We start from the raw sequence: 13133 nt of genomic DNA on the forward strand, positions 1-13133 counted from the left end.
ACTACGCGGGCGGTCCGGTCGGTGCGGTCGGTGCGGTCGGTGCGGTCGGTGCGGCCGCCGCACCGGCCGCCGTCGGCGAGGTGCCGGCGGGCCCGGCGGCCACGGCCCGACCGAAGCGCGCCGACCACTCGCGTGCCAGCTCGGTCAGCTCAGGTGGGCTGACGACCTCGAACTCCGCGCCCACCGTCCCGACGATCAGCAGCACCCAGTCCAGGGAGTCGACCGTCATGAGCAGCCGGCACCGGTCGTTGCTTCCCTCGCCGGCGTCCTCGACCGTCGCCCACTGACCGACCTTCGCCCGGACGGCGTCGGCCGGTGCGTGCACGACCACCTCCACGGCGGTCGAGACCGCGCGGTTGTCGATCCCGGCGCGAACGAACGCCGCGGCGTCCTCCGCCGGCAGATCGCGCGGGCGAAAGCGCGTGGCGGTGCTGCGGGGTTCGGCCACCCGGTCCAGCCGGAAGCTGCGCCAGTCGTGCCGGGTGAGGTCGTACGCCACGAGATACCACCGGCGGCCCAGCGACACCAGCCGGTGCGGCTCCACCTGGCGTTCGCTGCGTTCGCCGGTGTAGGCGGTGTAGGAGAACCGCACCTGCTCCTCGTCGCGGCAGGCCTGGGCGAGCGTGGTCAGGATGTCGGCGTCCACGGTCGGCCCGCCCGTCCACGCCGCGGGGACGGTCACGGTGCGCAGCGTGTCCACCCGGCGGCGCAGCCGGGGCGGCATCACCTGGGTGATCTTGGCGAGCGCCCGGACCGAGGACTCCTCGATGCCGGCGATCGCCCCCTGCGTACCGACCCGCAGGCCGATCGCCACGGCCACCGCCTCCTCGTCGTCGATCACCAGCGGGGGCAGGGCCGCACCGGCGGCGAGCTGGTAGCCGCCGTCGACACCGCGGTTGGCGTCCACCGGGTAGCCCAGCTCGCGCAGCCGGTCGACGTCGCGGCGCAGGGTGCGTACGGAAACGCCGAGCCGGTCGGCGAGCTCCTGGCCGGGCCAGTACCGGTGGGTCTGGAGCAGGGAGAGCAGCCGCAGCGTCCGGGAGCTGGTGTTCGCCATGCGCCCAGCATGCCCGACATTGCGGTCAGTTCATGTCCGCTGCCGCAGGGCGTCGCGGCGGGGCGCTGGGCGGGACGGCGTAGGGTCGAAAGCATGCCGGAGAACCAGAACGCACAGAACACCCAGAGCACGCAGACCGCCCAGGCACCCCAGGCCGGGCAGGTACGCAAGAGTGACGAGGAGTGGCGCGCCCAGTTGTCGCCGGAGGAGTACGCCGTTCTCCGTCAGGCCGGCACCGAGCGCCCCTGGACCGGCGAGTACGTCGACACCAAGACCACCGGGGTCTACCGCTGCCGCGCCTGCGGGACCGAACTCTTCCGCAGCGACACGAAGTTCGACAGCCACTGCGGGTGGCCGTCGTTCTGGTCGCCGATGGCCGGCGACACGGTGCGGCTGCTGGAGGACCGGTCGTTCGGCTCCGTTCGCACCGAGGTGCGCTGCGCCACGTGCGACTCCCACCTCGGGCACGTCTTCGAGGGTGAGGGCTACGGCACACCCACCGACCAGCGTTTCTGCATCAACTCGGTGTCGCTGACCCTCGAACCCGACGAAGCCCCCGGGACGACCTCCTAGAGTCCTGGGCCGGGTCCGGTCAGTTGGTGGGGCGTTCGCCGGGAAGCACGGCCTGGATCTCCGCGGCGGCGGCGAGCGCCTCCTCCTGGGGCGGCTCGACGGCACGCACGTCGGGCGGAAGCTCGCCGCCGAAGACCGGTCGCACCTCGAACGCCACGTCCAGGATCTGCTCGCGGGTGAACCCGCCCGACCGCAGCTTGTAGCACTCACCGGAGATCCGGCGGTACTCCGCCATGCGTTCCTTCCAAGCGGGGTTGGCCATCCGCTCCTCGTTGGCCTTCATCACCGCGACCAGCCGGTCGAGGGCGTTCTCCAGCCTGAGCAACTGCTCCTTGCGCCGCTCGACGTCCATCGTCACCGGCGCTGCCGCCAGGTCGTCACTGCCGCCGAACACCTTCCGCAACCAGCTCACACCTGCTCCTCTCCCCTGCGTCCCCTGCGTCCCCTGGGCATCGCCCGTCCCCCGCACCCACCTTCACACATGGGGGCCGCGTCGGCGGTCAGGGCAACTGGTCGACGATGTCCGCGATCGGCTTGCGCCGTCCGGCGTAGAACGGCACCTCCTCGCGGGTGTGCAGCCGGGCCTTCGCGCCGCGCAGGTGGCGCATCAGGTCGGTGATCCGGTGCAGTTCGTCGGCCTCGAAGGCGAGGATCCACTCGTAGTCGCCGAGCGCGAACGACGACACCGTGTTGGCGCGTACGTCGGGGTAGTCGCGGGCCATCATCCCGTGCTCGGCCAGCATCGCGCGGCGCTCCTCGTCGGGCAGGAGGTACCACTCGTAGGACCGGACGAACGGGTAGACGCTCACGTAGCGCTTCGGCTCCTCGTCGGCGAGGAACGCCGGAATGTGGCTCTTGTTGAACTCCGCCGGGCGGTGCAGCGCGAGCTGGGACCACACCGGCTCGAAGTGCCGGCCGAGGGACGTACGCCGGAACCGGTTGTACGCCTCCTGCAGGTCGTCGGCGTCGGCGGCGTGCCACCAGATGAGCAGGTCGGCGTCGGCGCGCATCCCGGACACGTCGTAGGTGCCGCGGACCACCACGTCCTTGCCGGCCAGCTGCCCGAACAGGTCCTCGACCTCCGCGGCCAGCGCACGGCCGTCGGCACCCAGCGGCTCGCGCAACCGGAACACCGACCACATGGTGTAGCGAATCGTCTGGTTCAGGTCACGTGCCCTGGGGCGCGCGGTGCCGCTCTCGTGTCGTGGTGCGCTCATGGGGTCATTGTCCCCGCGGGCGGCAGGGCGGCGAGCACCTGGGTGGCGGCCGTCCGGGCGCTCGCCACGCAGGCGGGGATGCCGAGGCCGTCGTAGGCGGCGCCGGCCACGGCCAGTCCGGGGTGGGCGGCGACGCCGGCGCGGATCCGCTCGACCCGCGCCCGGTGGCCGACGGCGTACTGGGGCAGCGCGCCTCCCCACCGCTGGACGTGGGTGTCGACCGGCTCGCCCGCGATCCCGGTGGCCGCGGCCAGGTCGGCGCGCGCGGCGGCGACCAGTTCCTCCTCGGAACGCTGCAGGTCGGCCTCCTCGTGATGCCGGCCGATCGAGGCGCGGACGATCACCATGTCGGGCGCCCGCTCGGCCAGCCAGCCCCACTTGCGGGAGGAGTACGTCGCCGCCTTGATCGACCGGCGCTCCACCGGTGGCACCAGGAAGCCGGAGCCGACCAGGTCCTCGGGCACAGCGGCCGCGGGGTAGGCGAGCGCGATCGTGGCCATGCTGGCGTACTCGATCCCGGCGAGGTCGGCAGCCGCTGCGGGCGCGACGGTGTCCAGCAGCCGGCTCGCGGGGCGGGCCGGACAGGCCAGCACCACCGCGTCGGCGCGGAGGGTCACCGGGGCGCGGGTGGGCCCGGTGAGGAGTTCCCAGCCGGTGGCGGTGCGGGCGAGCGCGCGGACGGTCGTGTCCGTACGCGCGGTCGCCCCGGACGCCTGGGCCACCGCGGGCACCAGCCGTCCGACACCGCCGTCCAGCCCGGCGAACACCGGCGCGTCGGAGGTGGGGGCGGCCGCCTTGGCGCGGGCGGCGGCGCGTACGAGCGAGGGGTCGGTACGCAGCTGGGCCGCGAGCTGCGGGACCGTCGCCTCCAGGGACAGCTCGTCGGCGTGCCCCGCGTACACCCCGCCGAGAAGCGGCTCGACCAGCAGGTCGACGACCTCCCGGCCCAGCCGGCGTTCGACGTACTTCCCGATCGCCACGTCACCGGACAGCGCCGGCCCGGGCTCGTCGGGTTCGGCGGCTATCCGGGCGATCGAGTCCGGGCCGAGGATGCCACCGCCGGCGACCGCGGCCCGGTCGGCGGGGATGCCCATCACGGTGCCGGCGGGAAGGGGACGCAGGCCGCCGCGGGTCCACACCGAGGCGGACGTGGTGGCGGGATACCGGAGCGCGTCGCCGAGCCCGACGGCACGGGCGAGGTCGACCGCCTCCGGGCGCCGGTTGAGCATCGCCTCGGCCCCGGTGTCGATCGGTACGCCGGCGAGCTCGGCGGTGGCCAGCTTGCCGCCGATCCGGGGCGAGCCCTCGAGGATCGTCACCGTGAGGTCGGTGCGGCCGGCCTGACGGAGGAACCACGCCGTGGCCGCACCCGCGACACCGCCCCCGACGATCACGATCTCCCGCATACGCCCACCTTCGCAGACCAGGCACGGGCAACCTTGCCCGGCCCGCACGCGTCGGGACAGCACCCCCACCGGGTGATCACGCCGTACGTCGGTACGACACGTGCCAACACGGATCGGCGCCGCACCCGGCTCGTCGCCCGCGCGGAGGTCCGCCATGACCGGCCCAGAAACACGCCGTCAGTTCCGATCGACTCTTCCGTCCAGCCGCACCCTCTCTTCCCGCTCCTCCCGCTCGTCGTGGTTCGCCCGTACGTGGGGACTCCTGCCGGCCTTCGCCGTCACCCTGGCGCTGGCCGGGTGCGCCGGCACGCCGTCCGAAAGCGCGGCCGGTGGCGGATCGGCGAGCAAGGCGGATCCCGGCGCCGGACAACCCGTGGACCGAGCCGCCGCCAAGCCCGGCACGGATGCCGGGGCGAAGGCCGGCGGGTCCAAGGCCCAACCGGCCAGTGTGGAACTGAAGGAACTTCAGCGGTCCATCGTCCGGACCGCCACCCTCGGCATCCGCACCAAGGACGCCCGGGCGGCCGCCCGCCGCGCCGCGTCCCTCGCGGAGGGATCCGGTGGGTACGTGGCCAGCCAGGAAAGCAGCTCCGACAAGGACGGCTCGGGCTCCGACACCCCCGGAACCCGGGGCGCCGGAGATGTCGCGCCCATCGGGGTCAACCTGGTGTTGCGGGTCCCCGTCGCGGACTTCGACCGGGTGGTCGGGGCGCTCCGCGAGCTGGGAACCGTACGCACCGACTCCCAGCAGGCCACCGACGTCACCGACCAGGTGGTCGACGTGGACAGCCGGGTGAAGAGCCAGCAGCGCAGCATCGACCGGCTGCGCACCCTGCTCGGCCAGGCGAAGACCGTCGGTGAGGTGATGCAGGTGGAGACCGAGCTCGCCTCGCGTGAGGCCGAGCTGGAGTCGCTGCAGGCCCGGGCGGCGGCCCTCGGCGGCCAGGCGACCCTGGCGACGATCCGGGTCGACTTCGAGACTCCGCCGGTCGCGGGCACCGACGACGGCGACCACGCGGGCACCGGGTTCCTGGGCGGACTGCGTTCGGGCTGGTCGGCGTTCGCCGCCACCGGAAAGGCGCTGCTGACCGCTCTCGGGGCGATGACGCCGTTCCTCGTCCTGCTCGGCCTCTGCGTCCTCGTGGGCCTACCGCTGCGGCGCCGGTTGCGGGCGAGGTCCGAGCGCCGGGACGCGCCGGTGGAGCCGACGCCCCCGCCTGCCGCCTCCTAGGAAGGTGCCGGAGTGGGCCGTCGATGAAGCGGGTGGCTCAGCCGCGGGCGGACTCGGTGTGCACGAAGTCGACCAGCCGGGCCAGGACGTCCGGGTCGGTCTTGGGCAGGACACCGTGCCCGAGGTTGAAGATGTGCCCGGGCGCCTTCTGGCCGGCGGTGAGGATGTCGGCCGCCTTCTCCGCGACGATCTCCCACGGTGCGAACACCAGCGAGGGGTCGAGGTTGCCCTGCACCGGCCGGCCGTCGACACGGTCGATCCCGGCGGCCAGCGGAACCCGCCAGTCGACACCCACGACGTCCGCCCCGGCCGCCGCCATGGCGCCCAGCAGCTCGCCGGTGCCCACACCGAAGTGGATGCGGGGTACGCCGAGCGTGCCGACCTCCGCCAGCACCGCCTCCGAGTGCGGCCGGACGTACCGGTCGTAGTCGTCGGGAGCCAGGCTGCCCGCCCAGGAGTCGAACAACTGCACCGCGGACGCGCCCGCCTCGACCTGGATGCGCAGGAAGCCCGCGGCGATCCCGGCCAGCCGGCCGAGCAGCTCGTGCCAGACCTCGGGTTGGCCGTACATCAGCGCCTTCGTCGCGGCGTGGTCCTTGCTGGGGCCGCCCTCGACGAGGTAGGACGCCAGCGTGAACGGCGCGCCGGCGAACCCGATCAGCGGTGTGCCGCCCAGCTCCGCCGTGAGACCACGAATCGACTCGGTGACGTACGTGACGTCGCCGGGCTCGATCGGACGCAGCGGGGCCAGGTCGGCGAGGGTGCGCACGGGCTCGGCGACCACCGGCCCGACGCCGGGCACGATGTCGAGGTCCACACCGATCGCCTTCAGCGGCACCATGATGTCGGAGTAGAAGATCGCCGCGTCCACGCCGTAGCGGCGGACCGGCTGCATGGTGATCTCCACCACCTGTTCGGGCCGGGTGCACGACTCGAGCATCGGGATGCCCTCGCGCAGCGCGCGGTACTCCGGCAGGGAACGCCCCGCCTGGCGCATGAACCACACCGGCGTGTGCGGCACGGGCTCGCCGCGGCAGGCGCGCAGGAACGCCGAGTCCGCGAGGTCGGCGTTGCGTGGTGTGAGGCTGGTCCGTGCGGTGCTGGTGTCCACGTTTCGAAGCGTAGGCGGTCGGTCCGACAGGTCCGACGGTCGGTCCGGCGGGCCCGGCGCCGCCGCCGCGTCCGGCCGTACTACCGCCACACCTGCCCCACTACGGCCACACCACTGCCGAACTCTGCGGTGCTTCCCCGCGAAGAAGTGGTTCGCAGGTTTCTTTCACGACATGTCCGTGTATCGCCGGGATTCTCGGCGCGTCGGTCCCCGGCGCGCGGGGGTGGGCCGACGTAGGCTCTCCCGCGTGGCCGCGCGTACGGATTCGAACGCCCCGCCCGAGATTTTCCAGCGGGCGCTGAGCGAGATACGTGCCGCACCCTTCCGGCCGGAGATCATTGCCGAGGAGGTGCCGGCACCGCAGCGAGTCGCGCCCTTCGCGGCCGCGATCAGCGCCGACGTCGTGGTCGACGACCTCGACCTGGCCAGCGGCCGGCTCGTCCTGCTCCACCACCCCGACGGCCATGACGCCTGGAACGGTACCTTCCGGTGTGTGGCGTACGTCCGTGCGGAGATCGAGGCCGAGATGGTCACCGACCCACTCCTCGGCGGCGTCGGCTGGTCCTGGCTGGTGGAGGCGCTCGACGCCGAGGACGCCGACTTCACCGCGCCCAGCGGCACCGTCACCCGGGTCGCCTCGGAAAGCTTCGGCGGGATGGCCGACGAGCCGGCGCGGGCCGAGCTGGAGATCCGCGCCTCCTGGACACCCGTGGACGACGCGCTCGGCCGGCACGCGCTTGCCTGGGGGCGGCTGCTGTGCACCTCGGCCGGCCTGCCGACGGTTCCGGCCGGTGTCATCCCCATCCCGGGCCGGCGGGTGAGGAGCCGGTGACAGACCAGCCCCCCTCGTCTGGACCCGCGAAGGGCGTGCCTGTTCCGCTGCTGAAGCCCCATGACGGTCTGCCACCGGTCGTCGACTCTGCGGAGGCGCTCGCCGCTGCCGTCGAGGCGTTCACCGCCGGGCACGGCCCGGTCGCCGTGGACGCCGAGCGGGCCTCCGGCTACCGCTACTCCCACCGGGCCTACCTCGTCCAGCTTCGCCGAGCCGGCTCCGGCACCGCGCTGATCGACCCCGTTCGCTGCCCCGATCTGCACGACCTCGACGCGGCGCTCGCCGACACCGAGTGGGTGTTGCACGCGGCCACCCAGGACCTTCCCTGCCTGGCCGAGCTGGGCTTCCGGCCACGCACGCTGTTCGACACCGAACTCGCCGGCCGGTTGCTGTCCTACCCCAAGGTCGGCCTCGGCGCGCTGGTCGAGGAGCTGCTCGGCTTCACCCTGGAGAAGGGCCACTCCGCGGTCGACTGGTCGACCCGGCCGCTGCCCGAACCCTGGCTGGTCTACGCGGCTTTGGACGTCGAACTCCTGGTGGAGCTGCGCGACGTCCTGGCCGAGGCGCTGGACTCGTCCGGCAAGCGCGAGTGGGCCACACAGGAGTTCGCCGCGCTCGTCGGGCACGAGCCGCGGGAGACCCGGCGCGACCCGTGGCGGCGCACCTCCGGCATCCACCGGATCCGCAACCGCCGCGAGCTCGCGTACGTCCGCTCGTTGTGGACGGCGCGCGACGAGACCGCCCGCCGGCGTGACATCTCCCCCGGCCGGGTGCTGAGCGACCTCGCCATCATCACGGCGGCGAGCACCAAACCGACCAGCCGGGCGCAGCTCGCGGCACTCGGACCGTTCGAGAACCGCGCGGCCCGCCGCGACCTCGATCTGTGGTGGTCGGCGGTGCGCCGTGCCCGTGAGCTGGACGACGGCGACCTCCCCGAGCACACCATGCCCTACGACGGCCCGCCACCGGCCCGTGCCTGGGCCGACCGCGACCCGTCCGCGGCCGCCCGGCTGTCCGCCTGCCGGACGAGCCTGCACGCGATCGCCGACCGGTGCGAGCTGCCCGTGGAGAACCTCCTCGCACCCGACTCCGTACGCCGGCTGGCCTGGGACCCGCCCGCCGATCCGACGTCGGAGGCGGTGGCCCGGGTGTTGCGCGAGCGAGGTGCCCGCGACTGGCAGGTCGAGCTCACCTCGGGTGCGCTGGCAGAGGCGCTCGCCGCGCATCTGCCCGACCCAGCCTGACCCACCTTGCCTGACCTTGCCTGACCTTGCCTGACGTCGCTCGCCCCTGCTCGGCAACCCTCAGGTCCTGCTGGAGCAGGCCGTACGACGCGGCGTCCGCGGCCTGTCGGCGCGGGCTTCTATGCTCCGCGACGTGAACCCACGATCGTCGAGGACGCGGCCGCCGGCGCCCGGTCGGCCCGAGCCGGACCAGCGCCTGGTCGAGGCCGTGCGGGCCGCCCTGGCCGCGGCCGGCGACCCCGAGCGCGCGGAGCGGATGCGCGCCTACATGAAGTCGGCGATGCCTTTTCGGGGAGTGCCGGCCCCGGCCCTGAAGCGGCTCTGCCGCGAGGTGCTGCCCGCTCACCCCGTCGGGGACCGGGCCTCCTGGGAGGCCACCGTCCGAACCCTGTGGGACGACGCGGCGTTCCGTGAGGAGCGCTACGCCGCGCTGGCACTGACCGGGCATCGCGGCTACCGCCGATGGCAGGACGCCGGCACGCTGCGTCTCTACGAACATCTCGCGGTGACCGGCGCTTGGTGGGACCACGTCGACGAGATCGCCGCCAACCGCGTGGGCCCGATCCTGGCCGGCGATCCCGCGGCCGTCGCGCCGGTCCTGCTCGGCTGGGCCGCGGGCGAGGACGTCTGGCTGCGCCGGGTGGCGATCCTGGCCCAGCTGAAGGCGAAGGTATCCACCGACACCGACCTGCTGCGGGCGTGCCTCGAACCCAGCCTGGGAAGACCGGAGTTCTTTCTGCGCAAGGCGATCGGGTGGGCGCTGCGCGAGTATGCCCGGACCGACCCCACCTGGGTGCTTTCCTACGTCGCCGAGCAGGAGGACCGGCTCGCCCCACTTTCGCGCCGGGAGGCGCTGAAGCACCATCCGCCCCCCTGACGTGGAGGGCCCACGGCGACTCGGGACGAAGGAGTTGACCCGGATGCCGCGCGTTCTTGTTACCAGTGAGTAGCATCAGGTCTGTCAGGCATCGGGTCGAGCACCCTGCCAGGCACCCCCGACGGTCCGACGACGAGGAGAGCGACGTGCCCCGTGAGCTCCGTGACGTGGTCTTCGTGGACGGCGTCCGTACGCCGTTCGGTAAGGCGGGCGGCATGTACGCCGAGACCCGCGCCGACGACCTGGTGATCAAGTGCATCCGCGAGTTGCTTCGCCGCAACGCGAGCCTGCCCGCCGATCGGGTCGATGACGTCGCCATCGCCGCCACCACCCAGACCGGTGACCAGGGCCTGACCATCGGGCGGACCGCCGCGCTGCTGGCCGGGCTGCCCAAGACCGTTCCCGGCTTCGCGGTCGACCGGATGTGCGCGGGCGCGATGACCGCGGTGACCACCACCGCGTCCGGTATCGCCTTCGGCGCCTACGACGTCGTGATCGCCGGCGGGGTCGAGCACATGGGCCACCACCCGATGGGCGAGGGCGTCGACCCCAACCCCCGCATCATCTCCGAGAAGCTGGTCGACCCGTCCGCGCTGGTGATGGGGCAGACGGCGGAGAACCTCCACGACCGCTTCCCCGGCATCAGCAAGGAGCGCGCCGACGCCTATGCCGCGGCCAGCCAGCGCAAGCTGGCCAAGGCGTACGCCGACAACACCATCCAGCCCGACCTGGTGCCGGTCGCGACGCGCAGCACCGACGAGGGCTGGGGGCTGGCCACGGTCGACGAGCCCCCCCGCCCGGACACCACCGTCGAAGGGCTCGCCCAGCTGCGCACCCCGTTCCGCCCGCACGGCCGGGTGACGGCGGGCAACGCCGCCGGCCTCAACGACGGCGCCACCGCCTGCCTGCTGGCCTCGGAGGAGGCCGCGAAGGAGCTGGGGCTGACGCCGAAGATGCGGCTGGTCGCCTACTCCTTCGTCGGCGTGGAGCCGGAGGTGATGGGCGAGGGGCCCATCCCCGCCACCGAGAAGGTGCTCGCCAAGGCCGGCCTGACGATGGACGACATCGGGCTGATCGAGATCAACGAGGCGTTCGCCGTTCAGGTGCTGGCGTTCTGCGACCACTTCGGCCTGCGTGAGGACGACGCGCGGCTCAACCCCTACGGCGGCGCGATCGCCGTCGGGCACCCGCTGGCATCCAGCGGGGTGCGCCTGATGCTGCAGCTGGCCCGGGAGTTCGAGGACCGTCCGGACGTTCGCTACGGCCTCACCACGCTGTGCGTCGGCATCGGCATGGGCGGCAGCGTCGTCTGGGAAAACCCCCACTGGCAGGGCGCCGCGTGAGCGGGCACCACGACCGAAGCGCTTCAGGAGGCACCGTGACCAGCCCGACCACCCTGACCCGAGACTTCTCCGACGTCTTCCCCGACGAGGTGGTCACGCACGCGCACGTGCGAGACGTCGACCTCCCCCACGGCGCCGGAACGATGGCGTTGATCACCCTCGACAACGGCCTCGACCACACCCGGCCCAACTCGTTCGGGCCGCAGGGCCTGGCAGAGCTGGACGCTGCCATCGAGTCCGCCCTCGCCCGCGAGGACGTCGCGGCGATCGGCATCACCGGGAAGCCGTTCATCCTCGCCGCCGGCGCCGACATCAGCGGCATGCCCCGGATCACCCGGCGCGAGCAGGCCAAGGAGATCGCACGGTACGGCCACGAGGTGTTCGGCAAGCTCGACGACGGCCGCAAGCCGTCGTTCGGGTTCGTCAACGGCCTGGCGATCGGCGGCGGGCTGGAGGTCGCGCTCAACTGCACCTACCGAACCGTCATCGCCTCGGCGCCGGCAGTGGCGTTCAGCGAGTGTTTCCTCGGCATCCTGCCCGGCTGGGGCGGCACCTGGCTGCTGCCCAACCTCGTCGGCGCCGACCGCGCGGTGAAGGTGATCGTCGAGAACGCCCTCAACAACAACCGCATGCTGCGCGGACCACAGGTGCAGCCGCTAGGTATCGCCGACGCGACGTTCGAGGGTGCCGACTTCCTCGAACGCTCCCTCGACTGGGCGGGTCAGGTGCTGAGCGGGCGCACCCAGGTGGAGCGGGCGCCGGTCGACCGGGGCGAGGCGTGGGACGCGGCCGTCGCCCGTGGCCGTGCGTTCGTCGACGCCAAGCTGCACGGCGCGGCGCCGGCCGCGCAGCGTGCGCTGGACATCATCGCGGCGGCGAAGACCTGCTCCAAGGAGGAGGGGTTAGCCCTCGAGGACGACGCCTTGGCCGATCTGCTGATGAGCGAGGAGTTCCGGTCGGGGCTGTACGCGTTCGACCTGGTGCAGCGGCGGGCGAAGAAGCCGGTCGGCGTTCCGGACAAGTCGCTGGCCCGGCCGGTGACGAAGGTCGGCATCGTCGGCACGGGCCTGATGGCCAGCCAGCTGGCGCTGCTGTTCGCCCGCCGGCTGCTGGTCCCCGTGGTGCTCACCGACATCGACGACGAGCGGGTCGAGAAGGGCCTTTCGTACGTCCGCGGTGAGGTGGACAAGCTGGCCGCCAAGGGCCGGGTGAGTGGCGACCAGGCCAACCGGATCAAGGCGCTGGTCACCGGATCCACCGACAAGGGCGTCTACGCCGACTGCGACTTCGTACTCGAGGCCGTCTTCGAGGAGATGAAGGTCAAGCAGCAGGTGTTCGCCGAGCTGGAGGGGATCGTCTCGCCCGAGTGCGTCCTCGCCACCAACACCTCGTCGTTGTCGGTCACCACGATGGCGAGCAAGCTGACCCATCCCGAACGCGTGGTGGGGTTCCACTTCTTCAACCCGGTGGCGATCCTGCCGCTGCTGGAGGTCGTCCGCGGGCAGCGCACCGACGACGCGAGCCTGGCCACGGCGTTCGCCACCGCCAAGGGCCTCAAGAAGAACGCGATCCTGGTCAAGGACGCGCCGGCGTTCGTCGTCAACCGCATCCTGACGAGGTTCATGGGCGAGGTCACCCGCTGCGTCGACGAGGGAACTCCGGTGGAGGTCGCGGACCAGGCGGTGCTCCCACTCGGCCTGCCGATGACGCCGTTCGTACTGCTGCAGTTGGTCGGCCCGGCGGTCGGGCTGCACGTGGCCGAGACGCTGCACGAGGCGTTCCCCGACCGGTTCTACGTCTCCCCCAACCTGCAGCGGCTGGTCGCGGCGAACAAGCCCGGCCTGTGGTCGTGGGACGCCCAGGGCAAGCCGTTCCTCGACGACGACACCCGCGCCCTGCTGGAGCAGGGCGACCAACCCTCCACCGGGGAGCAGGTACGCGAGCGCGCGATGGCGGCGGTCGCCGACGAGGTACGCCGGTTGCTGGACGACGGCGTGGTCGCCGACGCACCCGACGTCGACCTGGCGATGCTCCTCGGCGCGGGCTGGCCGTTCCACCTGGGCGGCATCACGCCGTACCTCGACCGCAGTGGGATCGCCGAGCGAGTCGGCGGACGGCGGTTCCTTCCGGTGGGGGCCGCGAGCCTGCCGGCCTGACGGTCTCCTACGACCGGGCTAACTTCCCGGCCACTCGGCGAACCTCGACCCGAGCTGATGCGGGCCACACCCATGGGTGTGGCCCG

12 protein-coding genes are annotated in these 13133 nt (G+C 72.7%); 7 read left to right on the forward strand and 5 right to left on the reverse strand.

Annotated elements, in window-relative coordinates; genetic code table 11:
- Nucleotide 1: 1 nt before the first annotated feature.
- Nucleotides 2-1057: a helix-turn-helix transcriptional regulator gene (locus tag FHR37_RS11940; RefSeq protein ID WP_092882685.1), complete on the reverse strand. Its 1056-nt coding sequence runs from the start codon at nt 1055-1057 to the stop codon at nt 2-4.
- A gap of 93 nt (nt 1058-1150) precedes the next feature.
- On the opposite strand from FHR37_RS11940, the gene msrB reads away from it, so the two are divergent.
- Nucleotides 1151-1630 carry a peptide-methionine (R)-S-oxide reductase MsrB gene (gene msrB, locus FHR37_RS11945; protein ID WP_092882684.1) on the forward strand — a complete coding sequence of 160 codons (480 nt, stop codon included), beginning with the start codon at nt 1151-1153 and terminating at the stop codon, nt 1628-1630.
- Between the two features lie 19 nt (nt 1631-1649).
- Here msrB and FHR37_RS11950 read toward each other — a convergent pair whose 3' ends face one another.
- The 3 genes from FHR37_RS11950 to hemG form a co-directional block, all read right to left on the reverse strand.
- Nucleotides 1650-2042: a hypothetical protein gene (locus FHR37_RS11950; protein WP_092882683.1), complete on the reverse strand. Its 393-nt coding sequence runs from the start codon at nt 2040-2042 to the stop codon at nt 1650-1652.
- An 88-nt stretch (nt 2043-2130) separates the two neighbouring features.
- Nucleotides 2131-2847, reverse strand: a complete 717-nt coding sequence (gene hemQ / locus FHR37_RS11955; protein ID WP_092882682.1) for a hydrogen peroxide-dependent heme synthase — start codon at nt 2845-2847, stop codon at nt 2131-2133.
- On the reverse strand, nt 2844-4253 hold the full coding sequence (gene hemG / locus FHR37_RS11960) for a protoporphyrinogen oxidase (RefSeq protein ID WP_092882681.1): 1410 nt from the start codon (nt 4251-4253) through the stop codon (nt 2844-2846). Before hemG ends, hemQ begins: the two co-directional genes overlap by 4 nt.
- A 154-nt stretch (nt 4254-4407) precedes the next feature.
- Here hemG and FHR37_RS11965 point away from each other — a divergent pair, with 154 nt between their 5' ends.
- Nucleotides 4408-5484 (forward strand): DUF4349 domain-containing protein, encoded by a 1077-nt coding sequence (locus FHR37_RS11965; protein WP_092882680.1) that lies wholly within the window; start codon nt 4408-4410, stop codon nt 5482-5484.
- A 37-nt stretch (nt 5485-5521) separates the two neighbouring features.
- On the opposite strand, the gene hemE is transcribed toward FHR37_RS11965, so the two are convergent.
- On the reverse strand, nt 5522-6595 hold the full coding sequence (hemE, locus tag FHR37_RS11970) for a uroporphyrinogen decarboxylase (RefSeq protein WP_175542438.1): 1074 nt from the start codon (nt 6593-6595) through the stop codon (nt 5522-5524).
- 247 nt (nt 6596-6842) lie between these two features.
- On the opposite strand from hemE, the gene FHR37_RS11975 reads away from it, so the two are divergent.
- From FHR37_RS11975 to FHR37_RS11995, 5 genes are all read left to right on the forward strand, one after another.
- Nucleotides 6843-7427 (forward strand): DUF3000 domain-containing protein, encoded by a 585-nt coding sequence (locus tag FHR37_RS11975; RefSeq protein WP_237768695.1) that lies wholly within the window; start codon nt 6843-6845, stop codon nt 7425-7427.
- Complete coding sequence (locus FHR37_RS11980) at nt 7424-8671, forward strand: ribonuclease D (RefSeq protein ID WP_092882678.1); 1248 nt, start codon at nt 7424-7426, stop codon at nt 8669-8671. The genes FHR37_RS11975 and FHR37_RS11980 overlap by 4 nt, the downstream gene beginning before the upstream one ends.
- Before the next feature lie 133 nt (nt 8672-8804).
- Nucleotides 8805-9548, forward strand: a complete 744-nt coding sequence (locus tag FHR37_RS11985; RefSeq protein ID WP_237768694.1) for a DNA alkylation repair protein — start codon at nt 8805-8807, stop codon at nt 9546-9548.
- 146 nt (nt 9549-9694) lie between these two features.
- A complete protein-coding gene (locus tag FHR37_RS11990; protein WP_092882676.1) occupies nt 9695-10891 on the forward strand; it encodes a thiolase family protein in 1197 nt (398 codons plus the stop codon).
- Between the two features lie 35 nt (nt 10892-10926).
- A complete protein-coding gene (locus tag FHR37_RS11995; RefSeq protein WP_092882675.1) occupies nt 10927-13047 on the forward strand; it encodes a 3-hydroxyacyl-CoA dehydrogenase NAD-binding domain-containing protein in 2121 nt (706 codons plus the stop codon).
- Nucleotides 13048-13133: the final 86 nt, after the last annotated feature.

The sequence above is a fragment of the Actinopolymorpha cephalotaxi genome, assembly GCF_013408535.1.
In the GTDB taxonomy this organism is placed as follows: Bacteria; Actinomycetota; Actinomycetes; order Propionibacteriales; family Actinopolymorphaceae; genus Actinopolymorpha; species Actinopolymorpha cephalotaxi.

Excerpts from the sequence above, each read along its gene's own strand:
- FHR37_RS11940 (WP_092882685.1), bottom strand. The coding sequence starts at position 1,057 with ATGGCGAACACCAGCTCCCGGACGCTGCGGCTGCTCTCCCTGCTCCAG.
- msrB (WP_092882684.1), top strand. The coding sequence starts at position 1,151 with ATGCCGGAGAACCAGAACGCACAGAACACCCAGAGCACGCAGACCGCC.
- hemQ (WP_092882682.1), bottom strand. The coding sequence starts at position 2,847 with ATGAGCGCACCACGACACGAGAGCGGCACCGCGCGCCCCAGGGCACGT.
- hemG (WP_092882681.1), bottom strand. The coding sequence starts at position 4,253 with ATGCGGGAGATCGTGATCGTCGGGGGCGGTGTCGCGGGTGCGGCCACG.
- FHR37_RS11965 (WP_092882680.1), top strand. The coding sequence starts at position 4,408 with ATGACCGGCCCAGAAACACGCCGTCAGTTCCGATCGACTCTTCCGTCC.